21 protein-coding genes, 1 tRNA gene and 1 pseudogene are annotated in these 21,823 nt (G+C 58.8%); 14 read left to right on the forward strand and 9 right to left on the reverse strand.

Annotated features, from left to right (window positions below; all coding sequences use genetic code 11):
- Positions 1-136 precede the first annotated feature (136 nt).
- On the reverse strand, positions 137-754 hold the full coding sequence (locus tag AC1Z24_RS20960; RefSeq protein ID WP_483742526.1) for a hypothetical protein: 618 nt from the start codon (positions 752-754) through the stop codon (positions 137-139).
- Between the two features lie 158 nt (positions 755-912).
- Positions 913-1,830, reverse strand: coding sequence for a LysR substrate-binding domain-containing protein (locus tag AC1Z24_RS20965; protein WP_483742527.1), 918 nt, complete (start codon positions 1,828-1,830; stop codon positions 913-915).
- 186 nt (positions 1,831-2,016) lie between these two features.
- Between AC1Z24_RS20965 and AC1Z24_RS20970 the strand changes: the two genes are divergently transcribed.
- The 7 genes from AC1Z24_RS20970 to AC1Z24_RS21000 all read left to right on the forward strand — a co-directional run bounded on the left by AC1Z24_RS20970 (position 2,017) and on the right by AC1Z24_RS21000 (position 10,061).
- Positions 2,017-3,537: an ABC transporter substrate-binding protein gene (locus tag AC1Z24_RS20970; protein ID WP_483742528.1), complete on the forward strand. Its 1,521-nt coding sequence runs from the start codon at positions 2,017-2,019 to the stop codon at positions 3,535-3,537.
- Positions 3,538-3,642: 105 nt separating this feature from the next.
- Complete coding sequence (locus AC1Z24_RS20975; RefSeq protein ID WP_483742529.1) at positions 3,643-4,560, forward strand: ABC transporter permease; 918 nt, start codon at positions 3,643-3,645, stop codon at positions 4,558-4,560.
- Positions 4,561-4,568: 8 nt separating this feature from the next.
- Positions 4,569-5,471 (forward strand): ABC transporter permease, encoded by a 903-nt coding sequence (locus AC1Z24_RS20980; RefSeq protein WP_483742530.1) that lies wholly within the window; start codon positions 4,569-4,571, stop codon positions 5,469-5,471.
- 15 nt (positions 5,472-5,486) lie between these two features.
- A complete protein-coding gene (locus tag AC1Z24_RS20985; protein ID WP_483742531.1) occupies positions 5,487-6,503 on the forward strand; it encodes an ABC transporter ATP-binding protein in 1,017 nt (338 codons plus the stop codon).
- Complete coding sequence (locus tag AC1Z24_RS20990; RefSeq protein WP_483742532.1) at positions 6,500-7,489, forward strand: ABC transporter ATP-binding protein; 990 nt, start codon at positions 6,500-6,502, stop codon at positions 7,487-7,489. Before AC1Z24_RS20985 ends, AC1Z24_RS20990 begins: the two co-directional genes overlap by 4 nt.
- A complete protein-coding gene (locus AC1Z24_RS20995) occupies positions 7,486-8,910 on the forward strand; it encodes a M20 family metallopeptidase (RefSeq protein ID WP_483742533.1) in 1,425 nt (474 codons plus the stop codon). Before AC1Z24_RS20990 ends, AC1Z24_RS20995 begins: the two co-directional genes overlap by 4 nt.
- Entirely contained in the window at positions 8,907-10,061 is a 1,155-nt protein-coding gene (locus tag AC1Z24_RS21000) for a M20 family metallopeptidase (protein WP_483742534.1), read from the forward strand. Before AC1Z24_RS20995 ends, AC1Z24_RS21000 begins: the two co-directional genes overlap by 4 nt.
- A 37-nt stretch (positions 10,062-10,098) precedes the next feature.
- On the opposite strand, the gene mdeB is transcribed toward AC1Z24_RS21000, so the two are convergent.
- The 3 genes from mdeB to AC1Z24_RS21015 form a co-directional block, all read right to left on the reverse strand.
- The gene (gene mdeB, locus AC1Z24_RS21005) at positions 10,099-12,798 is read right to left on the reverse strand and encodes an alpha-ketoglutarate dehydrogenase (RefSeq protein WP_483742535.1); all 2,700 of its coding nucleotides are present in this window, start codon (positions 12,796-12,798) and stop codon (positions 10,099-10,101) included.
- Positions 12,799-12,947: 149 nt separating this feature from the next.
- On the reverse strand, positions 12,948-13,412 hold the full coding sequence (locus AC1Z24_RS21010) for a transketolase (RefSeq protein ID WP_483742536.1): 465 nt from the start codon (positions 13,410-13,412) through the stop codon (positions 12,948-12,950).
- 137 nt (positions 13,413-13,549) lie between these two features.
- Positions 13,550-14,566, reverse strand: coding sequence for a 1-aminocyclopropane-1-carboxylate deaminase (locus AC1Z24_RS21015; RefSeq protein ID WP_483742537.1), 1,017 nt, complete (start codon positions 14,564-14,566; stop codon positions 13,550-13,552).
- Positions 14,567-14,766: 200 nt separating this feature from the next.
- On the opposite strand from AC1Z24_RS21015, the gene AC1Z24_RS21020 reads away from it, so the two are divergent.
- A complete protein-coding gene (locus AC1Z24_RS21020) occupies positions 14,767-15,276 on the forward strand; it encodes an Lrp/AsnC family transcriptional regulator (RefSeq protein WP_483742538.1) in 510 nt (169 codons plus the stop codon).
- Positions 15,277-15,337: 61 nt separating this feature from the next.
- Here AC1Z24_RS21020 and AC1Z24_RS21025 read toward each other — a convergent pair whose 3' ends face one another.
- A complete protein-coding gene (locus tag AC1Z24_RS21025) occupies positions 15,338-16,129 on the reverse strand; it encodes a GntR family transcriptional regulator (RefSeq protein ID WP_483742539.1) in 792 nt (263 codons plus the stop codon).
- A 248-nt stretch (positions 16,130-16,377) separates the two neighbouring features.
- On the opposite strand from AC1Z24_RS21025, the gene AC1Z24_RS21030 reads away from it, so the two are divergent.
- From AC1Z24_RS21030 to vapC, 6 genes and pseudogenes are all read left to right on the forward strand, one after another.
- Positions 16,378-17,391 (forward strand): SIS domain-containing protein, encoded by a 1,014-nt coding sequence (locus tag AC1Z24_RS21030; protein ID WP_483742540.1) that lies wholly within the window; start codon positions 16,378-16,380, stop codon positions 17,389-17,391.
- 2 nt (positions 17,392-17,393) lie between these two features.
- Entirely contained in the window at positions 17,394-18,248 is an 855-nt protein-coding gene (locus tag AC1Z24_RS21035) for a PfkB family carbohydrate kinase (protein ID WP_483742541.1), read from the forward strand.
- Between the two features lie 62 nt (positions 18,249-18,310).
- Positions 18,311-19,081, forward strand: coding sequence for an ABC transporter substrate-binding protein (locus tag AC1Z24_RS21040; RefSeq protein ID WP_483742542.1), 771 nt, complete (start codon positions 18,311-18,313; stop codon positions 19,079-19,081).
- 136 nt (positions 19,082-19,217) lie between these two features.
- Entirely contained in the window at positions 19,218-20,102 is an 885-nt protein-coding gene (locus tag AC1Z24_RS21045; RefSeq protein WP_483742543.1) for an alpha/beta fold hydrolase, read from the forward strand.
- 207 nt (positions 20,103-20,309) lie between these two features.
- Positions 20,310-20,540 (forward strand): type II toxin-antitoxin system VapB family antitoxin, encoded by a 231-nt coding sequence (vapB, locus tag AC1Z24_RS21050; protein WP_483742544.1) that lies wholly within the window; start codon positions 20,310-20,312, stop codon positions 20,538-20,540.
- 11 nt (positions 20,541-20,551) lie between these two features.
- Positions 20,552-20,944, forward strand: a pseudogene (vapC, locus tag AC1Z24_RS21055) (type II toxin-antitoxin system tRNA(fMet)-specific endonuclease VapC).
- Positions 20,945-21,012: 68 nt separating this feature from the next.
- Here vapC and AC1Z24_RS21060 read toward each other — a convergent pair.
- From AC1Z24_RS21060 to ihfA, 3 genes are all read right to left on the reverse strand, one after another.
- Positions 21,013-21,089 (reverse strand) — tRNA-Pro (locus tag AC1Z24_RS21060).
- 91 nt (positions 21,090-21,180) lie between these two features.
- A complete protein-coding gene (locus tag AC1Z24_RS21065) occupies positions 21,181-21,537 on the reverse strand; it encodes a MerR family transcriptional regulator (protein WP_413298693.1) in 357 nt (118 codons plus the stop codon).
- A complete protein-coding gene (gene ihfA, locus AC1Z24_RS21070) occupies positions 21,518-21,820 on the reverse strand; it encodes an integration host factor subunit alpha (protein WP_002553164.1) in 303 nt (100 codons plus the stop codon). Before ihfA ends, AC1Z24_RS21065 begins: the two co-directional genes overlap by 20 nt.
- Positions 21,821-21,823 lie beyond the last annotated feature (3 nt).

The following is a 21,823-nucleotide window of genomic DNA, read 5'->3' on the forward strand; positions in this document are numbered from 1 at the left end:
GGTGCAAGCATACAAGCAGTCTGTGACAGGCGCAGCAACAGAGTATGCAGTCTGTTCAACCAGTTCAACACTCGCTTGTGCCCGCCATATCCTGGGAGATGAGCTGGCAGAACGTGCTTCCTTCATTTGTCCAGATTTAACAGTTCGTACATCCGCTTCCCGAATACTCCCCGCAACCACGCAGCATGAAACTCCATTTCCTGCAGAGAGGTGCCGTCACCCAATTGATATTCGAACACCTTGCCCTTGGGCCCCAGATACACGACACGGAAGTGACCATGGCGGTCAAATGCGGCGACAACGCAGGACGGATGTAACTGATGTCGCTAAAGGGCACGCGCACTTCGACGGGTTTGCGGCCGCGACGGGTTACCGTCAGGGTAAGCAGTTGCTGGCTTTCGTCGAACGTGAAGGCCTGCACTTGAGGCTCAGAGGCCATCCACGCGAAGAACACAGCAATGAGCACTGCAATGCCAAGCAGGCACAGGAGAAGCGACGAGCCCGTGAGGCCCGACTCATGACTGGCCGGCACACCTTGTATCGCTTCAAGCCCGTTGAGGAGCATCATCGCCAGCCCGTAGCCCGGCACCAGCATAAGCAGCGCAAGGTAGAAACCAAAAATGCCCAGGCCATTGCTGCCTATGATCGGTATGCTCGGGCCGTAGTGCCAGACAGGTGGGTGGACGGCAGGGTTTTCAACGTTTGGCGCGGCTAAAGGGGTTGCTGCCAGGTGAGAGGGGCTGTGGCGATTCATCTGACAGGCTCCTGTGATCGCAGCGTGGAAGGTACCACTACTGCCAGACCGTCCGGCCCGGATGATCGGGCTTTTTTATCGAATTTATTGCGCGCTGAACGACGGCATGGAGATCTTCGGCGACCGGTGGTCGCTCTTGATCATTGGCTACCTCATTTTTAAAGACGCTTCGCTTTCGTCAGATCAGCAATCAGAAAATCCCTGAATGCAGAAACCGCCGCCGGTAAATTGCGTCCAGCCATACTTTGCAGTTCGATGCGCCGTGCCTGCATGCCTTCATCGAGGATCGGCAAGCACTGCAACTGCTTGTCTGCCACCTGCTTGTGCAAGGTCATTTCGCTGGCCAGGCTGATGCCTCCCTCTTCGCGGACGAAGCTGTAGAGCGCGGCAACGTAATTGGTGGTCAATACCGGGTCGAACAACAACCCCTGTACACCGCAACAGATGTCGAACAGTTGCCGTATCGTGGTATCGGCCTTGGGTAACGCAATGGGCCAGGGTTGCAACTCAGCGAGGCTCACCGCTTCACGCCCGGCCAAGGGATGAGCATTGGCCACCACGGCAAGGATCGCTCCGCTCAGGACATGTTCGACCTTGATTTCCTTTTGCGGCATCAGGCTGAAGGTCATCGCCAGATCGGCATCGCCGGAACGAACCTTCTCAGTCGCTTGCGCCGGCGCACAGACCTCCAATGTGAAATGAATGCCCTGATACTCACGCCTGAACGCGCTTATGCTCCTGGGCATATATTCCAGTGCAAATCCTTCCGAGCAGGCAACATGCACATGACCCCGTTGCAAACCATGCAACTCGGTAATTTCCAGCACCACCTGCTCGGCCTCAAGCTGCGACTTGCGCGCATAAGCCGCCAGCCGCCCCCCTGCCTCGCTGAGCACCATGCCCCGGGCACGACGCTCAAACAGGCTGGCATCCAGTGCCACCTCAAGCTTGGAAATTTGTCGGCTCACCGCTGACGCCGCGACATTCAGCCGCACCGACGCTTCACTGATCGATCCGCATCGCGCCACTTCAAGAAAGTAGCGCAGAGCCGTGGACTGCACACCATACAGCTGCATTGGCGCCTCCGAGGATTGCCTTTTCGGCAACAGAAGTATCTAAATATTATTCTTGTGGCATTGATAGCCTTTCCCTACATTCGTGTCCACATCAAAAAAAACAACACCTGACCTTTTAATCCTCCTTTACGCATTTGCGATTCGCTGCCCTTTGATTCAACCACTCTCGCCAACGGAGACGACGGCATGGGCATCAAAGGTTTCGCCTGCAGTATTGCGCTGATGGGCCTCATCAGCAGTTTTCCGGCTCATGCCGGTAAAGCCAACGACACCCTGGTTTACGCTTCCGACAGCGAGCCTGAAAATATCAGCCCCTATCACAACGATTTACGCGAAGGCGTGATTCTCGGCCGGCTGATCTGGGACAACCTGATCTACCGCGATCCCAACAGCGGCGAATACAAACCCATGTTGGCCACCAGCTGGAAACAGGTCGACGACACCACCATCGACTTTGAGCTGCGCAAGGGCGTCAAATTTCACAACGGAGACGCCTTCACCGCCGACGACGTGGTGTTCACCCTCAACTACGTGGTGTCGCCCGAAGCGAAAGTCGTTACCGTGCAAAACGTAGACTGGATTAAAAGCGCAGAAAAAACCGGTGACTACAGCGTTCGTCTGTATTTGAAGAAGCCTTTCCCTCCGGCATTGGAGTACCTGTCCAACGCCGTTCCGATGTTTCCCAAGCAGTACTTCGAAAAGGTCGGCCTGGCCGAATTCAGTCACAAACCCATTGGTACCGGGCCGTATAAAGCCGTGTCAGTGGTGGCTGGCGAAGGCGTGACCATGGAGATCAATAAGGACTACTTTGCAGACAGCCCGCAAGGCCAGCCACATATCAGCCACCTCAAGTTCCGGGTGATCCCGGATGCAGAAACCCGCCTGGCCGAGTTGATGACCGATGGTGTCGACTGGACCTGGCGTGTGACTGCAGATCAGGCAGTCGACCTCAAGGCGGTGCCGAGCCTGACCGTGACCAGCGGCGAAACCATGCGTATCGGCTTCCTGATTCTTGATGCCCGGGGCACCTCCACTGAAAACTCACCGATGAAGAATCTCAAGGTGCGTCAGGCCATCAACCATGCGATCAACCGCAACGCGCTGGCCACGCAATTGGTGGGTGGCAAAGCCAAACCCTTGCAGGTTGCCTGTTATCCAGGCCAGTTCGGCTGCGATATCACTGCGGCCACGGTCTACAACTACGACCCGGCCAAGGCCAAGGCGCTGCTCGCCGAAGCCGGTTACCCCAATGGCTTCGACACAGAAATTTTCGCTTATCGCGATCGTGATTACGTCGAAGCGATTATCGGCAACCTGCGCGCTGTGGGCATCAACGCCAAGCTGCGCTACCTGAAGTACGCCGCCCTGCGCGATCAACAGCGTGGCGGCAAGGTGCCCATGTCGTTCCAGGCCTGGGGCTCGTTCTCGATCCTCGACACCTCGGCATCGGCCGGTACCTGGTTCAAGGGCAACCCGGACGACAACATCAAGGACCCGCAAGTACAGGGCTGGTTGCAGACCGCCGACAATGCCCTCGACCCACAAGTGCGCAAGGACAACTACCGCAAGGCGTTGCAACGCATCAGCGAACAGGCCTATTGGGCGCCGCTGTTCAACTACTCGATGAACTACGCCTACACCTCCGAACTCGTGTTCACGCCGTACCCGGATGAGCTGCCGCGCTTCGTTCAGTCCAGCTGGAAGTAATCCGCAACCGAGCGCTTTGATCGAGAGATGCCGTGGCGTGCGGACTGACCCGCGCCACGGACACGCTCTCACCTATGTCATCCATTGGATATGAGGAAACTTGCCATGCTTGGATTCCTTCTGCGCCGTCTCGGCATCGCTATTTGCGTTGCCATTACCGTGTCGGTGATCAGCTTTTCTCTTCTGCATCTGTCCGGCGACCTGGCCACTGCCATTGGCGGACCGGAGGCCACCAGCGAACAGATCGACCAGATCCGCGTGCAGTACGGTTTGAATAAACCGTTACCGACCCAGTACTTCAATTGGCTGGGCGATTTGCTGCGGCTGGATCTGGGCAACTCGTTTTTCTTTCAGGAGTCGGTCTACAACCTCGTCGCCAGCCGCTTGCCGATTACCCTGGGGTTAGGTGCCATGGCGCTGGGTATCGCCTTGCTGGTGGCGATTCCACTGGGCGTGCTGGCAGCGGTCAAACACGATACCTGGGTTGACCGACTGGCCTTGAGTATCGCGGTGCTGGGTCAGGCAATGCCAAGTTTCTGGTTTGCGCTGATCCTGATTGTGGTGTTCGCGGTGACGCTCAAGTGGCTGCCGGTTTCCGGCAATTCAACCCTGCTGCACTTCGTCATGCCGGCCATTGCTCTGGGCTACTACGCGACGCCGGCAATCATGCGTCTGACCCGCGCCGGCATGCTGGATGTACTCAGTTCCGACTACATCCGCACCGCCCGCGCCAAGGGCCTGCGCCCAGCCCGCGTGTTGTTCAAGCACGCGCTGCGCAACGCCTTGATTCCAGTGGTCGCGCTGGCGGCAGTGGAGTTCGGCTTCATGCTCGGCGGTTCGGTGGTGATCGAAACCGTGTTCTCCCTGCAAGGCATCGGACAGCTGGCCTGGGACGCCATCGCCCGTGACGATTTCCCGGTGGTACAGGCCGTGGTCCTGCTGATTGCAGTGATCTACATCATCCTCACCTTGCTGGCCGATGTGCTCAACGCACTGCTCGACCCGCGCATTCGCGTGCGCTAGGAGGCTACATGAGCACCCCCACTACCCTGGCAATCAATGACTACCTGCCACCCCCCAGCAGCCTGAGCCGAGTCCTCGGTAAAAGCTTTCGTCATCGTGGTTTCGCCATCGGTACGGTGTTGTTGCTGATCATCTTCACCGGGGCCCTGTTCGCGCCGTGGCTGGCACCTTACGACCCTTATGCGCAAGACGTGATGCTGCGCATGAAACCGCCGGTATGGATGACCCACGGAACCTGGGAATACGTGCTCGGCACCGACAAGCTTGGCCGTGATTATCTGTCGCGACTGCTCTACGGCGCCCGTATTTCGCTGTTTATCGGCATTGCCGCAGCGCTGATCTCCGGCTTTATCGGCACCTTCATGGGGCTGTTGGCTGGCTACTACGGCGGCAAGGTCGACGCGTTTATCAGCTACTTGATCACCACTCGGCTGGCAATGCCGGTCGTGATGGTCGCACTGGCCTCGGCCTCTCTGATGGGCGGCTCATTGAAAGTGGTCATCGTGCTGCTCGGCTGCCTGTTATGGGATCGCTTCGCGGTGGTGGTCAGGGCTTCGGTGCAGCAGATTCGCGATGCTGAATATGTGGCGTCGGCCCAGGCGCTTGGCTGCTCGACCCTGCGCATTCTGGTCAGTGAAATTCTGCCCAATCTGGTCGGTGCGTTGATCGTCGTCGCGACGCTGGAAATGGCCCACGCGATCCTGCTGGAGTCGGCACTGTCATTCCTCGGGGTCGGCGTGCAGCCGCCGACGCCGTCCTGGGGTTTGATGATCGCGGAAGGCAAACCCTACATGTTCTTTTCCCCGTGGGTCATCGCCATTCCCGGCGTCGCCCTGATGATTCTGGTACTGGGCATCAACCTGGTCGGCGATGGCCTGCGCGATCTGATCCTGCCCGACGGCCGTAACTGATAGAAGGTACTGAACATGGCACTACTCCATGTAGAAAACCTGCGTGTGGACATCCCCATGGGCAACAGCCCGACGCCGGATGACATGCTGCATGCCGTGCGCGGTCTGGATTTCGAAGTCGAGCGCGGGGAAATGCTGTGCATCGTCGGCGAATCCGGCTGCGGTAAATCTCTGACCTCGCTGGCGCTGATGGACCTGCTGCCACGCAAGGCCAAGCGCACCGCATCCCGGCTGACGCTGGACGGTATCGACATGCTGGGCCAGAGCGAACGGCGCATGTGCGACCTGCGCGGCAACCGTCTGGCGATGATCTTCCAGGAACCGATGACCTCGCTGAATCCGGCCTACAGCATTGGCGATCAGCTCAGCGAAGTGCTGACCCGGCATCGCAAGGTGTCACGCAAGGACGCCCTCGCTCGCGCGGCGCAGATGCTGGAGAAGGTCGGCATCAGCAATGCCACCGAGCGCTTGCGTCAGTACCCGCATCAGCTTTCTGGCGGTTTGCGCCAGCGGGTGATCATCGCCATGGCGTTGATGTGCGAACCGGACCTGATCATCGCTGATGAACCCACCACTGCACTGGACGTGACCATTCAGGCGCAAATCCTGCGCTTGATCCGCGACATTCAGAAAGAACTCGGCCTGGCGGTGATCTTCATCACCCACGACCTTGGACTGGTGGCACGGATCGCCGATCGAGTCGCCGTGATGTATGCCGGGGAAATCGTCGAAACCGCCCCTGCCCTGCAACTGTTCGAAAACCCGCAGCATCCGTACACCCGTGGTCTGCTGGCCAGTATTCCTATCCCTGGCCGGACCAAACCGGGTGAGGCGCTAGGTTCGATTCCAGGCCTGGTGCCGAGTCTGGTGGGCGAACAGCAAGGGTGTGCGTTCCGTAATCGTTGCGCTCAGGCGATAGCGGCCTGCGCGCAAAACATCCCCGAAGTAGAGCAGGACGGACACATGGCGCGCTGCCTGTTCGCCGCACCGGCGCCAGCACCCATCCCCCTTCAGGAGCGTGCATGGTCATGAAAAAAGACATCGCTTTGGAGCTGTGTGACATCCGTCGTGAGTTCCGGATCAACAAGGGCTTTTTCAAACCCGCCGCCACCCTGAAGGCCGTTGATGGCGTTTCCCTGCGCCTGATGCGTGGCGAGACGCTCGGTCTGGTCGGTGAGTCCGGTTGCGGAAAAAGTACCCTGGCAAAGATGCTGCTCGGTCTGTTGCCGCCTACCAGCGGCGATGTGCTGGTCAATGGCAAACATCTGGCGGCGACTGATCGCAAAGAAATGTCCCGACACATTCAGCCGATATTCCAGGACCCATACTCATCGCTGAACCCACGCAAGACGCTGCGCGAAATCGTTACCCTGCCGCTGATCGTGCATGACATCGGCAGCACCGCCGAGCGGCGCAAGAAGACCGAAGAAATGCTCGAGGTGGTTGGCCTGCCCAAGCGCGTGATCGACAGCTATCCGAGCCAACTGTCCGGCGGCCAGCGACAACGGGTGGCCATTGCCCGGGCGTTGATCATGCGCCCTGATGTGTTGATCTGCGACGAACCCACCTCGGCGCTGGACGTTTCGGTGCAGGCGCAGATTCTCAACCTGTTGCAAGACCTCAAGCGCGAGTTCGGCCTGACCTATCTACTGATCAGCCATAACCTGGCGGTGATCGAGCACCTCGCCGACCGGGTCGCGGTGATGTATCTGGGGCGCATCGTCGAAGAACGTACGCGCGAAGCGTTGTTTGCCGAACCCGGCCACCCTTATACCCGCGCCTTGCTGGACTCGGTGCTCACACCCGATCCGCGCCTGGGTATTCCCGAAATCGGCCTGCACGGCACCTTCCCCAATCCAATGTCGCCGCCGTCCGGTTGCGCTTTCCACCCGCGCTGCCCGAGCTGCTTCGCACCGTGCAAAACGGCTTACCCGACCAATGATCCCGTTATCGGAGGCAACGTGCGTTGCCACCTTCACGACAATTCTGCCCAAACACTGGAGCTTGCCCACTCATGAGTCGTTCATTGGCCATCAGCAACACCGTAGAGCAGTTTGACAACGGCGCGTTCTACAGTCTGCTCGAACGCAGCGTCGCCTTGCACACCGAAAGCCAGGCACCGGACAGCCAGCCCGAGCTGCATCGCTACCTCAAGGACTTCATCACCCCGCACGTCGAGGCGATGGGTTTCAGCGTCGAGATTTATGACAACCCAGTGGCGGAGCGCGGCCCCTTCATGATCGCCACACGCATTGAACATCCAGAACTGCCGACCGTGCTCAGCTACGGCCACGGTGATGTGGTGCGGGGCTATGAAGCGCAATGGCGTGAAGGCCTGTCGCCATGGCAAGTCACTGTCGAGGGCGATCGCTGGTACGGCCGCGGCACGGCGGACAACAAAGGCCAGCACCTGATCAACCTGACCGCGCTGGAGCAAACGCTCAAGGCTCGCGACGGCAAACTGGGCTTTAACGTCAAACTGCTGCTGGAAATGGGCGAAGAGGAAGGCTCGCCGGGCTTGAAGGCATTCTGTGCAGCACACACTAAAGAGCTTGCGGCAGATATTTTCATCGCCTCGGACGGCCCGCGCCTGGCGGCATCGCGACCGACGATTTTTCTTGGCTCACGTGGGGTGTTCAACTTCGAGCTGGTGGTCAATTTGCGCGAAGGCGCTCATCACTCTGGCAACTGGGGCGGGTTGCTGGCTAACCCTGGCATCATTCTGGCCAATGCCATCGCCAGCATGGTCGATGAACACGGTCGGGTGAAAGTAGCAGGGTTGATGCCCGATAAACTGCCGGAGCCGGTCCGGCAGGCACTGGCCGATATTGACGTCGGTGGCGGGCCGGGCGATCCGGAAATCGACGCCAACTGGGGTAATCCCGAGCTCTCGCTGAGCGAAAAGGTGTTCGGCTGGAATACCCTCGACGTCATCGCCTTCAAGACCGGCAACCCGGACGCCCCCGTGCACGCGATCCCCGGTAAAGCCAACGCCCACTGCCATATCCGCTTCGTGGTGAACAGCGACTACACAACCTTTATCCCGGCTGTGCGCGCCCACCTGGATGCTCATGGTTTCAGCAATGTCGAGGTCAGGCAAAGCCGCATCGATGTGATGCACGCCACTCGGCTGGACCCGCAAAGCCCATGGGTCAATTGGGCGCTCAGCTCCCTGGCACAGACCACCGGCAAAAAACCTGCGCTGCTGCCAAACCTCGGTGGCTCGCTGCCCAACGATGTGTTCGCCGACGTGCTCGGCCTGCCCACATTGTGGGTGCCGCACTCATACCCGGCCTGCTCACAACATGCGCCGAACGAACACTTGCTGGCATCGGTGGTCAAGGAAAGCCTGCAAATCATGGCCGGGCTATTCTGGGACCTGGGCAACGACGCGGCGCGCCTGACTCAAGAACATCACCTTCGGGAGCAGGCACAATGAGCACCCCTGCACAACAGGCGCTGGACTGGCTTGCCGACCAGCGTCAAGCCATGGAATCGCTGCTGCAGCGTCTCGTCGACACCGACTCCAACAGCTATGACAAGGCAGGCGTCGATGCTGTGGGCGCGCTGCTCGCGGCCGAACTGGAAGCCGACGGCATCCTGATCAAGCGCATGCCGATCGATGGTTTTGGCGATGTGATACTCGCCGAAGTGCCAGGCGAATCCGCAAAGCCGGTGCTGTTGCTGGGCCATCGCGATACCGTGTTCCCAAAAGGCACCACCACGACTCGCGGCTACAGCCGCGACGCCAACCTCGCCTATGGCCCAGGCGTCGCCGACATGAAAGGCGGGCTGGTGCTCAATTGCTTCGCCCTCAAGGCACTTAAACGCGCGGGGCAGTTACCCTGTCCGGTGCAGGTTCTGTTCACCGGTGACGAAGAAATCGGCTCCGCCAGCGCCAGGCCCCATATCGAAAAAGCCGCCCTGGGCGCACGTGCCGTGCTCAATACCGAACCCGGCCGGGCCAGCGGCAACGTGGTCAGCGCACGCAAAGGCGGTGCCACGTTGATTATCGAAGTCAGCGGTCGCGCGGCGCATGCCGGGGTCAACCATGCCGACGGAGCCAGCGCCATCGAGGCCCTGGCACGCAAAATCGTCAAGCTCCATGCCTTGACCGATTACCCGGCCGGCATCACCACTAACGTTGGCCTGATATCCGGTGGCACGTCCAGCAACACCGTCGCGCCTGGCGCCTGTGCCCGGCTGGACGTGCGCTTCATCGAACTCAAGCACTGGGACCGGATCTTTAGCGCAATCCAGGCCATCGTCGCAGAAGAAGAAGTGATCGGCACCCGCGCCGTCCTCAAGGAAGCGACGACCTTTCTACCGATGGAAGCCCACCACAGCGAACGGCTGCTGCACATCTACCAACAAAAAGCCCTGGCGCTGGGTTTCAGCGTCGAAGGCGAATTCACAGGCGGTTGCGCCGACTCCGGCTTCACCGCCAGTCTGGGCATTCCAACCCTGTGTGGCCTCGGGCCGGTTGGCGGCAAGGTCCACACTGATCGTGAATATCTCGAACTGGACTCGCTGGTACCTCGCGCTCTGGCCCTGGTGGCGACCATTCTGGCTGTCGGCGAGAACAGTTGAGGCTTTTTAAAAAACCGGGTTCTGTCTGAAGCCGGTTTCAAGCGTCCCAAGGGACTGCTTCGTCAGCGTCAATGGCATAACGCTCAATGGCGTCGGCACAGACACTGGCGTCCAGACGCCCCTCATGCCTCAGTGAGGTCAGCGCACTCAAGACGATCTGGTGGCGGTCCACTTCGAAGAACCTGCGCAGCTGGTTTCGAGTATCGCTGCGGCCAAACCCGTCGGTGCCAAGCACGGTGTAACGGGCATCGAGATAACTGGCGATCAACTGGGGCAAGGCGCGCACGTAATCGGTACATGCAATGATCGGCGCCGGGTCGTTGAGAGACTCCTGGACATGGCTGCAGCGCGAAGGTTGTCCAGGATGCAATCGATTCCAGCGTTCCACTTCACGAGCATCACGTGCCAACTCGCTGAAGCTGGTAACGCTCCAGACCTGACTATCGATGCCCCAATCGCTCGCCAGCAACTCGGCGGCGGCAATTACTTCGCGCAGGATGGCGCCGGAGCCCAACAACTGAACGCTGCCGCGCGCGTCTTTGACTTCATGCCGGGCGAACAGGTACATGCCTTTGATAATCGCCTGCTCGACACCTTCGGGAAGATTCGGCTGCGGGTAGTTCTCGTTCATCAATGTGACGTAGTAAAACTCGTCGACCTGACGCTCCAGCATCTGGCGCATGCCGTGGTCCAGAATCACCGCAAACTCACCGGCGAACGCAGGATCGTAGGCACGGCAATTGGGTACCATCGACGCCATCACGTGACTGTTACCGTCCTGGTGCTGCAAACCTTCGCCGCCCAGGGTTGTGCGCCCCGCAGTCGCGCCGAGCAGGAACCCGCGAGCGCGCTGGTCCGCCGCCGCCCAGATCAGGTCGCCGATGCGCTGGAACCCGAACATCGAGTAGTAGATGTAGAACGGCAACATCGGCAGGCCATGCACCGAGTAGCTGGTCGCGGCAGCCACCCAGGAGCTGATGGCGCCGGCCTCGCTGATGCCCTCTTCGAGAATCTGCCCGTCCAGGGCTTCTCGATAACTCAGGATCGAACCAATGTCCTCCGGCTCATAACGCTGCCCCATGCTGGAATAGATGCCGATCTGCTTGAACAGGCTGGCCATGCCGAAGGTACGCGCTTCATCCGCCACGATCGGTACGATTCGCGGCCCCAATTGCTTGTCCCGCAGCAAACCGCTGAGCATGCGCACGAAGGCCATGGTGGTGGACATATCCTTGCCGTCGGCAGCGATGGCAAACCCGGCATAGCTGCTGACGTCAGGCACAGCCAACGATGCCGAAGGGGTGGGCCGCGACGGCAGATAGCCGCCCAACGCCCGGCGACGCTCATGCAGGTAGCGCATTTCAGCACTGTCGTCGCCCGGTTTGAAAAAGCTCAGCGAGGTGGCTTGTTCATCGCTCAACGGCAAATTGAAGCGGTTACGAAAAGCGATCAAGGCGTCCTTGTCGAGTTTCTTCTGCTGGTGCACGGTCATCTTGCCCTGCCCGGCGTCGCCCATGCCGAAACCCTTCTTGGTCTGGGCCAGGATGACCGTAGGCTTCTTGCCCTCGAGCACTGCGCTTTGATACGCGGCAAAGATTTTCACCAGGTCATGACCACCGCGTTTGAGGCGGTCGATCTGCTCGTCGGTCAGGCCTTGGGCCAAATGCGCCAGGGCCTCGTCCTGGCCGAAGAAATGCTCGCGGTTGAAGCGCCCATCCTTGGCCGCGAATGTCTGGAACTGGCCATCGACCGTAGCCGACAATGCCCGGACCAGAGCGCCGTCTTTATCCCGGGCAAACAATCCGTCCCAGTCGGAACCCCAGACCAGTTTGATGACGTTCCAGCCAGCCCCGCCGAACAGCGCCTCCAGCTCATCGATGATGCGACCGTTGCCACGCACAGGACCGTCCAGGCGCTGAAGGTTGCAGTTGACCACCCACACCAGATTATCCAGCCCTTCACGCGCCGCCAGGGTCAGGGCCGACATGCTTTCCGGCTCATCCATTTCACCGTCGCCGAATACCCCCCACACAGTGCGCCCGGTGGTGTCCTGCAAACCACGGTGTTGCAGGTAACGCATGAAACGCGCCTGGTAGATCGAGCTGATCGGACCAATGCCCATCGAACCGGTCGGGAACTGCCAGAAGTCCGGCATCAACCACGGGTGCGGGTAACTCGACAAACCCCGAGCGCCATTGGCACGTGCGCTGATCTCTTGCCGATAATGTTGCAGATCCTGCTCTTCGAGACGCCCTTCCAGAAAGGCTCGTGCATAGACGCCAGGTGCCGAGTGCGGCTGATAAAACACCAGATCTGCGCCGCGGGTGTCGGTGTGCGCCTTGAAGAAGTGATTGAATCCCACCTCGAACAAATCCGCAGCGCTGGCATAACTGGCGATGTGGCCACCCAGCTCCCCATAGGCCTGGTTGGCCCTGGCGACCATGACCAGCGCGTTCCAGCGCATGATCGATGCCAGTCGCTCTTCCTGCGCCAAGTCGCCCGGAAACACCGGTTGCTGCTCGACGCTGATCGTATTGATATAGGGCGTGCCGTGACTGGGCCGCCAACCGATCCTGGAAGTGCCGGCCACGGCCGCCAGCATGTCGAGGATCTGTTTTGCCCGGACAGTGCCGCCGTGGGCAATGACGGACAGCAACGCCTCCTGCCACTCGGCCATTTCCAATGCATCTTCATCTATCTGACCCTGCAATTGGGTCTGGATATCGGACCGGCTCATGAGCAACTCCTCCAGGTGTCGGGTAACCCTTCAAGGTGGTGCGAACGTTTCACTCGGGCGAGATCTTTCACCTGTTCTACCGCTGCAATGACCGGACGTTCGGCCGCCCCGTCTGAAGCAATCGACAGGCGAATTGGTGCGGACACTGGCTAAATGACGCCGCGCGCCTGCAGCACGCTTTTCGCCAGACTGCGGGTCGCCGAAAGCACTTGCTCTATCTGTTGATCCATCGCTGCGGTGGATGAGGCAGCCGTTCCCAGTTCGACGACGCGCAACGGGTGCCCGTGCACGGACCCCAACCAGGTGAGGCCGGGAACCGTGCCGACTTCGACAGCCAGTAAAAAGCTTGCGTGGGAGACCGAGCGCAACAGTTGGCCGGCATAACACGCGTCGCCCCCGGCAGACTGCTCCGGGCTGGACCCGACCCGCAACCAGTCGGCCATCAACTCTTCGGATTGCCTGACCGCCAGATAAGCCACCTGATCCCAGTCATCTATCGCCACGTGCAGCTTGTCGATCATGTATTCAGGGAGCGCGGCACTGGTCACGATGACCACTCCGGCATCCGCCAAAGGTTCCTTGATCCAGACTGCGGATTGCGATATCGCATGCATGGCGGTACTCCCGACGGTTGGGCAGGAGCAGCTTGGTCCGGGCGGCGATACGACGATGAGGTCGTGACGTTGAACATTGATGCCGACTAAACCATCGCTTCGTGAGCAAGCTCGCTCCTACAGGTTATTGGCGTTAATCAGCCGTTGCGGAACAGGAAACTGTACGCGTTCAGCGCAGGAGCCCCGCCCAGGTGTGCGTAAAGCACCTTCGAGCCTTCGGGGAACTCGCCACGGCGGACCATTTCAATCATCCCGTGCATGGATTTGCCTTCATACACCGGGTCGGTCAACACACCTTCAAGGCTGCCACACAGACGAATGGCTTCCAGCGTACCTTCGTTGGGCAAGCCATATTCCGGGTAAGCGAAGCGTGTATCGAGCACCACATCGTCTTCAGTGATCTCGCGACCCAGGTCCACCAACTCAGCGGTATGCCGGGCGATACGCAGGATCTGTGCCTTGGTTTTCTCTGGCTTGGCCGAGGCATCAATGCCGATAACGTTCTTCGAACGGCCGTCTGCGGCGAAACCGACGACCATGCCGGCCTGGGTACTGCCGGTGACGGAGCAGACCACGATGTAGTCGAACTTGAACCCCAGTTGTTTTTCCTGCTCCCGCACTTCCTCGGCAAAGCCGACGAATCCGAGGCCGCCATAGGGATGTTCGGAGCAACCCGCCGGTATCGGGAACGGCTTGCCACCCCCCTCCACCACGTCGTTCATGGCCTTCTCCCAGCTGGGCCGAATACCGATGTCGAACCCGGCGGCGTCCAGTCGTACATCCGCGCCCATGATGCGAGACATCTCGATATTGCCAACGCGGTCATACACCGCATCGGAGTAGTTCACCCAGTTTTCCTGGACCAGCACACACTTCATGCCCAGGTGAGCCGCGACGGCGGCAACCTGCCGGGTCTGGTTCGACTGGATCCCGCCAATGGACACCAGCGTGTCGCAGCCCTGTTCAAGCGCCTCGGGAATAAGGTATTCGAGCTTGCGCGTCTTGTTGCCGCCGAACGCCAGGCCACTGTTGCAGTCTTCACGTTTGGCATACAACTCGACCTTGCCGCCCAGGTGTGCGCTGAGGCGTTTCAAGGGTGTGATCGGAGAAGGACCGAAGGTCAGCGGATAACGTTTAAAACGATTCAGGTTCATGACTTTGCTCCTTTGTTTATTGATATCCAAGCGCCAGACCGAAAGGCAAAAAGACTGCGTTCCAGGTTTTTTCAGCGGGGCCTCGATGAGTTCAATATTAAGAAAAAAGCCGAAAATATGTGTTGCAAGTTTTGCCCTATTAAAGAAATATAATTAATCCGTTAAAACATAAAACATATTTTTATTGTGCAGAAATCAATATGAAAGCAACAAACAACCACAAGAAACCCGACACCTCAGGCGCAGAGCCGCACCCGCTGGACCGGACCGACCGCGCGATTCTCAAGACCCTGCAGCGAGACGCCGCTATCTCCAATGTGGCGCTCGCCGAGAAGGTGAGACTGAGCGCGCCGGCCTGCCTGAGACGAGTCGAACGCCTCAAACAGGCCGGCCTGATCAAGGGCATTGTCGCGTTGCTCGACAATCAAGCGCTCGATGCCGGAATGGTGGTGTTGATCGGCGTAGTGCTGGACCGCTCGACGCCGGAATCCTTCGCGGCCTTCGAAGCGGCGGCGCAAAAGGTGTCCGGCTGCATGGAATGCCATGTGGTGACGGGGGAATTCGACTACTTCATGTTGATACGAACCAAGGACAGCAACAGTTTCAACCGGCTGCATGCGGAACAATTGCTGTACCTGCCCGGGGTTCGCCAGATTCGCTCGTTCATGGGGTTGCGCCAGGTCCTGTCGACAACCCACATCCCTCTTTGAGGTTCAAATCAGGTCGATGAATACCCGGTAACTGAACCACATAAGGCTTTTTCGACTTGAGCTAAAGGTCGGTATGAAGGCCATTGACCCGACTGTCCGCCAGTTTGAATACCACGCGTTGGGGATGGTTGATCGAGACCAGGTATTCCACCGGCTCCCCTCGTCGGTCAAAGATCACACCACGGTAGACCAGCGCGGCCGTCCCAGGCTCGACGTCGAGCAAGCGTGCCTCCTGGTCGTTCATCGCGGCGATGCTCAGCGTGCCCTCGTCGCTTTCGATTTCGATCTGGTAGCGCGATAACAACAGCGCATACAACGAGGCGCCTTCGATCAGGTCGCCCGCCACCAGTTCCGGTGCGCGGGCAGCCGGGATATAGCTGGTCTCGATGCAGAATGGCTTTTGATCCACGGTGCGCAGGCGCCTGATAGTCAGCAGGGTGTCGCCTTCCTGGATCTTCAGCAGTTTCGCCACGCGGGCATTGGCCGGGGTTTGTTCGAAGTAGAGCAATTTACTGCCCGGCCTGGCCCCTGCTTGCTCGACCACTTCGGCAATGCCTTTGCGGGCCACGGTATTAAGCGGCCGCTCGACGCCCGGAGCGGTCACAAAGGTGCCGCGGTTGCCCCGGCGCTCCAGGACCCCACGATCGATCAGCGTTTGCAGGGCCTTTCGCAGCGTCATCCGGCTGATGCCCAAATGCTCGGCCAGGTCCCGTTCCGCCGGAATCCGCTCAGTTGGCCCGAACTCTGGACGTTCCAGCATTTCCAGAAGTGCCTGAACGGCCTGCCAGGCCACCTGCTTGCGTTCAGGCGCCAGGAGCGCGACGTCGGAGGACTTGGAAGGAAGCATTTTCATGGTCTACATCCCGGATTTATTTTATTTGCCATGGCATTGCCACAATACCCAGCGCAAACCTGTGCAAACCCGCCAATTTCATAATGAGAACAAAAAAAGGCCTAGTGCCTACCTTTAAAACCACGCTGGCAACGCATTAGACCATGGGTAAAAAATCTTGTATTGGTATTTTTCACGGTATAGCTTTTGGTCTAAATGGTGATCATGAATCGCAACATGAACGCCGCAACAAAGTCCCAGGAGCTCACATGGCGATCCAGTTCAATCGGCAAGCATTCACCGCTTCCTTGCAGCAATCCGTGCACATCGTCGACGACGCCCAGCAGTTCGGTCAGGAGCTGGCCACGCGGATCGACCGTATCTACTTCGTCAGTTGCGGCGCACCCAACCGTATCATGCTCGGTTTGCAGTACTGGCTTGAACGCTACAGCCAGACCCTGGAAGTGCGCCGCTACTTCCCCGCCGATTTCATGGACATCGATCCGCCACGCCTGGATGAACGCACCCTGGTGGTCCTCGCTTCCAAGTCCGGGACGACCCAGGAGACCATCGCCGCCGCACATTATTTGCGAGACAAGCCCTGCCTCACCGTAGGCGTGACACAAACCGCCGAGCTGCCGCTGGCTCAGGCTGTTCAACATTGCTTCCTGCTGGGACGTACCGATGAGGCGTACTTCGGTTGCTTCATGATCCTCCAGGCATTGGTCGGCGGGATCCTGGCCAGGCGCGAAGGCTGGCCGCTGCTGGACAAGCTCACTCGCTCGCTCAAGGCTCTGCCGCAGGCCCTGGCCGATGCAGCGATCAATAACGACCGGCGCGCCACCGAAGAGGCACGTCTGTATAAAGATGATCGCGTTATGTACTTCCTCGCCTCGGGTCCGATGTTTACCACCGCCTATGTATTTGGCGTCTGTGTGGTGATGGAAAGCCAGTGGCTGCATTGCCTGCCGGTAGAGGCGGCCGAGTTTTTCCATGGTCCGTTCGAAGCCATCGACGCCACCACCCCCCTGCTCCTGCTGGTGGGCGAAGACCCGAGCCGGGCGCAGATGGAACGCGTCGTGCGCTTCTGCCAACGCTACACCGAACGGGTCATGGTCTATGACGCCAAGGACTTCCCCATGGAGGGCATCGACCCGGAGATCCGCGCCATTGTCGCACCCTACATCGTCGGCATAGCCGTGGAACGCATCGCCGCGCATCTCGCAGTCTGGCATCAGCAGCCGCTGACAACGCGCCGCTATATGTGGAAGACGGAGTACTGAGTATGGCCAGCCTGATCGCGGTCGGTGACAACACTCTGGATGTGTACCTGGACCGGAACATCGAATACCCCGGCGGCAACGCACTCAATGTGTCGGTATTTGCCGCCCGGCTTGGGGCTCGCAGTGCCTACCTGGGCTGCGTAGGCGATGATCGGCACGGCCAGTACCTGCTCGATTGCCTGCAACAGGAAGCCGTCGATGTCTCCCGTTGCCGCACGCTGACAGGGGCCAATGGCTGGGCGTGTGTCGACAGTATCAATGGCGAACGGGTATTCCGCGGCAGCGATCCGGGCGTGTGCCGTCAACTGCGACTCGATGCTGAGGACCTGGCCTATCTCGCGAAATTTCCGCTGGCCCATAGCAGCCTCTATAGCGGCCTCGAGAGCCAACTGCCACAGGTTCGCCAGGCCAGTGGCTGCCTGTCGTTCGACTTTTCGGACAACTGGGTCGAGTTCGATTGGCAGGCGTTGATCCAGCAGGTGGACATTGCCTTTTTCTCGGCGGCCGACCTGTCGTCAAGCGAAGCCCGTGAACTTGCGGACTCGATGCGGGCGATGGGCCCGGCAACGGTGGTCATCACTCGAGGCGCCCAAGGGGCCCTTGCGGTCGACGCCCAGGGCATGAGTGAACAGGCCGCACAGCCCTGCACGTTCGTCGACAGCATGGGCGCTGGCGACGGGTTTATCGCCGCGTTCCTGCTGGCATGGCAAGCCGGACGCAACCTCGCCGAGAGCCTCGCACGAGGCGTCGATCATGCCGGCCAGGTGTGCGGCTGGGCCGGGGGCTTTGGCCATGGGCAAGCCGTAGACAACCAACGCACCGAACAACTGAAACGCGCCTTGAACATTCAAGGCTGATGCGTGCTGCCCCGGGCACCTTTCCGGGACGATTCTACCAACCTGTCGTGGATACCCTGTCGATGAAAAAATGTCTGATCGGATTGATACTCGTGGCCAGCCCGCTGATTGCCTGGGGCGCCAACGAAGAGCTGCGTTTCGGGGTCGATCCCACCTACCCGCCCTTTGAATCCAAGCGACCGGACGGCTCGCTGACAGGTTTCGACATCGAGTTGGGAGAAAGCCTGTGCAGCGAGTTGCAACGCCATTGCGTCTGGGTCGAAAACGCCTTCGATGGCATGGTCTCGGCGCTCAAGGGCAGGAAATTCGACGGGATACTCTCTGCGCTCTCGATCACCGAAGCCCGTAAAACCGAAATCGCTTTTTCCAACACCCTGTACGACACCCCGGCACGCCTCGTGGCCCTGCAAGGCAGCCCGCTGCAACCAACGGCCGAATCGTTGCGCGGCAAGCGCATCGGTGTGCAGCAAGGCAGCGTGTTCGAAGTCTATGCCAAGCGGATGTGGGGCCTTAAAGGCGTAGAAGTGGTGCCTTATCAAAGCAGTGACCTGACCTATTCGGACTTGATCAACGGTCGACTGGATGCGGCGTTCGACGACGCAATCGCCGTCTCCGAAGGCCTGCTGAAAAAACCCATTGGCAAGGGCTTCGCTTATGCCGGCGAAGTGGTCAAGTCGCCGGAAATCTTCGGCCCGGGAACCGGCATAGGATTGCGTAAAAGCGATACCGCCCTGACCGAGGAAATCAATCAGGCGCTCGAACGGATTCACCGTAATGGCACCTACGAGCGCATCGCCAGCAAGTACTTCGACTTCGATATCTCGCCGAAATAACCCCAGCGCGGCGTTTTTCCGACGCTATCGCCAGCAAGCCAGCTCTCACAAGATCTCATTGCAATTCGTATATTGATTGAGCGTGGGCTTGTTTTCATTGTCCCACTCTTGAATTGCAGGCGCTGTGCAGGAGGGAATGATGAAAACCGTTAAAGCCGGTGTGTTGGAAATCGCCTACCTGGATGTCGGGCCGGCAGACGGCCCCCCCATAGTGTTGCTCCACGGCTTCCCCTATGACGTGCATGCCTATGATGAAGTCGCCAGGATTCTGGCCTCAGCTGGAAAGCGGTGTTTAACGCCTTACCTTCGTGGTTATGGCCTCACCAGATTTCTAAATGAGCAGACAATGCGCTCTGGGGAGCAGGCGGCACTAGCAGCCGACTTGTTGGCTTTTCTCGACGCCCTGAAGATCGAAAAAGCTGTGCTTGCCGGTTATGACTGGGGTGGAAGAGCAGCGTGCATTGTCGCCGCATTATGGCCGGAACGGGTAAGCGGCTTACTTAGCTGTGGTGGCTACAGTATTCAGAACATCGCTCAAGAGCACGAACCTGTTTCACCCGAGGCCGAGCACCTTCTCTGGTATCAGTACTATCTTCACGGTAGCCGTGGTCACGCTGGATTGACCTTGAACCGAAAGGCGTTCTGCCACTTGCTATGGCGCATGTGGTCGCCAACCTGGAAGATTACCCCGCAGGAGTTTGAGACGACCGCCGTGGCATTTGATAACGACGACTTTGTTGAAGTGGTAACCCACTCGTACCGGCATCGTTTCGGGTTGGTTGAAGGAGATCCAGCCTATCGGCACATTGAGTCCCGGCTTGCCGCACAACCAAAGATCACTGTGCCTTCATTGGTACTGGAAGGAGGTGCCGATGCGGTCGATCCACCTGCCGAGGCCGACCCGTTCGCACATCATTTTACCGGGCCATATCGTCGGGAGATTCTGGAAAGCGTCGGCCACAACCTGCCCCAAGAGGCTCCGCAAAAATTTGCCGGCGGTATTTTGAGCCTGGGTGATTAATGGCATAACAGCCGCTTGAATCACAGTGTTGACGCTTGGCGCTTCGTCTAAACAGACGCCGCAACTGCTGATCCCTTTACAAAACATGGTCAGGACCGCCGCGACTATTACTCACACACCCATCAAACCTTTTTTGTATATCCCATTGGCATATCCCAACCCCGCGCTGCGATAAAATCTACGTTTTAGTCACCCGTGAGGTTCATCATGGAACAAGGTTCCGTATTTCAGAGCAATCGCAGTCAAGCGGTGCGTCTGCCCAAAGCTGTCGCCCTACCCGACGATGTAAGGCGCGTCGATATAGTCGTGGTCGGTCGCACCAGAATCATCACGCCTGCCTGTGAATCCTGGGATAGCTGGTTTGATGGCGAAGGCGTTACCGCTGACTTCATGGTCGAGCGCGAGCAACCCGACGATCAGGAGCGCGAAGCATTCTGAGGCTCAAGTTCATGCTCGATAACAATCTCTGCATCTTCACCATCAAAAATCGACCACAGTCGGTGCGTGAGGTTTTCAAATGACATCATGGGCAGATGTGCATCAGCGCCGTCACCCTCATGGAAATGATCTACGGAACAGAAAAGTCCGCAAGTCCTGAACACAATCTTGCCGACATCGAAGGTTTTGCGGCTCGCCTGGAAGTCCTGGAATACGATCAGAAGGCGGCGGCACACACTCGTCAGCTGCGCGCTGAACTGGCCAGGGCTGAAACGCCCATTGGCCCCTACGAGCATATGATTGCCGGGCATGCTCGTTCAAAGGGAATGATTCTGGTCACCAATAATCGTCGTGAACTTGACCGGGTACCCGGTCTGCGGGTTGAAGACTGGGTGGCAGAATGAAGTCCCGCAAAACTCCCGCCCATGAAAAAGCCCAACCTGAAAAGATTGGGCTAAGTCACTGAAAAATATGGTCGGGACGGAGTGATTCGAACACTCGACCCCTAGCACCCCATGCTAGTGCGCTACCGGACTGCGCTACGCCCCGACTAGGCGTGAATCTGTTGACGCTTGTTGCGAAAACGATCAGGAATATACCCTAAGCTTTTGAATTTTGGAAGTATCTGATTTCGTTTGCGTTATTTACGCAGCAGCACCAGTACGTCTTCCAGCTCGGCAATCATCTGCCGGATCAGTTGCTTGTATTGCAGGGTATCGTCCTTGACCTCGTCACTGGACAGGCGCAGACGCGCACCGCCGATGGTGAAGCCTTGGTCGTAGAGCAAGGTACGGATCTGCCGGATCATCAGCACATCCTGGCGCTGATAATACCGGCGGTTTCCGCGGCGCTTGACCGGGTTGAGCTGGGGGAACTCCTGCTCCCAGTAACGCAGCACGTGTGGCTTTACAGCACACAACTCACTGACTTCACCAATGGTGAAGTAGCGTTTACCGGGAATGGGCGGTAGCTCGTCGTTATGACTTGGTTCCAGCATAAGCCTCAACTCGGGCTTTCAGTTTCTGCCCTGGGCGAAAGGTGACCACACGGCGAGCGGTGATGGGAATTTCTTCCCCCGTCTTTGGATTGCGACCAGGCCGCTGGCGTTTATCGCGCAAGTCGAAATTGCCGAAACCGGACAATTTGACCTGCTCGTTATCCTCCAGAGCATGCCTGATCTCTTCAAAGAACAGCTCTACCAATTCCTTGGCTTCTCGTTTATTCAGGCCTAGCTCTTCGTACAGACGTTCGGCCATCTCAGCTTTCGTCAGAGCCCCCATACG

The sequence above is a fragment of the Pseudomonas sp. JL23 genome (assembly GCF_056933585.1).

Bases quoted from the DNA above. Each gene is read 5' to 3' on its own strand.
- AC1Z24_RS21025 (WP_483742539.1), bottom strand. From the start codon at position 16,129: ATGAAAATGCTTCCTTCCAAGTCCTCCGACGTCGCGCTCCTGGCGCCT.
- AC1Z24_RS21030 (WP_483742540.1), top strand. From the start codon at position 16,378: ATGGCGATCCAGTTCAATCGGCAAGCATTCACCGCTTCCTTGCAGCAA.
- AC1Z24_RS20970 (WP_483742528.1), top strand. From the start codon at position 2,017: ATGGGCATCAAAGGTTTCGCCTGCAGTATTGCGCTGATGGGCCTCATC.
- AC1Z24_RS21010 (WP_483742536.1), bottom strand. From the start codon at position 13,412: ATGCATGCGATATCGCAATCCGCAGTCTGGATCAAGGAACCTTTGGCG.
- AC1Z24_RS21020 (WP_483742538.1), top strand. From the start codon at position 14,767: ATGAAAGCAACAAACAACCACAAGAAACCCGACACCTCAGGCGCAGAG.
- AC1Z24_RS21045 (WP_483742543.1), top strand. From the start codon at position 19,218: ATGATGAAAACCGTTAAAGCCGGTGTGTTGGAAATCGCCTACCTGGAT.
- AC1Z24_RS20985 (WP_483742531.1), top strand. From the start codon at position 5,487: ATGGCACTACTCCATGTAGAAAACCTGCGTGTGGACATCCCCATGGGC.
- ihfA (WP_002553164.1), bottom strand. From the start codon at position 21,820: ATGGGGGCTCTGACGAAAGCTGAGATGGCCGAACGTCTGTACGAAGAG.
- AC1Z24_RS21065 (WP_413298693.1), bottom strand. From the start codon at position 21,537: ATGCTGGAACCAAGTCATAACGACGAGCTACCGCCCATTCCCGGTAAA.
- AC1Z24_RS20995 (WP_483742533.1), top strand. From the start codon at position 7,486: ATGAGTCGTTCATTGGCCATCAGCAACACCGTAGAGCAGTTTGACAAC.
- vapB (WP_483742544.1), top strand. From the start codon at position 20,310: ATGGAACAAGGTTCCGTATTTCAGAGCAATCGCAGTCAAGCGGTGCGT.
- AC1Z24_RS21035 (WP_483742541.1), top strand. From the start codon at position 17,394: ATGGCCAGCCTGATCGCGGTCGGTGACAACACTCTGGATGTGTACCTG.
- mdeB (WP_483742535.1), bottom strand. From the start codon at position 12,798: ATGAGCCGGTCCGATATCCAGACCCAATTGCAGGGTCAGATAGATGAA.
- AC1Z24_RS20960 (WP_483742526.1), bottom strand. From the start codon at position 754: ATGAATCGCCACAGCCCCTCTCACCTGGCAGCAACCCCTTTAGCCGCG.
- AC1Z24_RS21015 (WP_483742537.1), bottom strand. From the start codon at position 14,566: ATGAACCTGAATCGTTTTAAACGTTATCCGCTGACCTTCGGTCCTTCT.
- AC1Z24_RS20965 (WP_483742527.1), bottom strand. From the start codon at position 1,830: ATGCAGCTGTATGGTGTGCAGTCCACGGCTCTGCGCTACTTTCTTGAA.
- AC1Z24_RS20980 (WP_483742530.1), top strand. From the start codon at position 4,569: ATGAGCACCCCCACTACCCTGGCAATCAATGACTACCTGCCACCCCCC.
- AC1Z24_RS20990 (WP_483742532.1), top strand. From the start codon at position 6,500: ATGAAAAAAGACATCGCTTTGGAGCTGTGTGACATCCGTCGTGAGTTC.
- AC1Z24_RS21000 (WP_483742534.1), top strand. From the start codon at position 8,907: ATGAGCACCCCTGCACAACAGGCGCTGGACTGGCTTGCCGACCAGCGT.
- AC1Z24_RS20975 (WP_483742529.1), top strand. From the start codon at position 3,643: ATGCTTGGATTCCTTCTGCGCCGTCTCGGCATCGCTATTTGCGTTGCC.
- AC1Z24_RS21040 (WP_483742542.1), top strand. From the start codon at position 18,311: ATGAAAAAATGTCTGATCGGATTGATACTCGTGGCCAGCCCGCTGATT.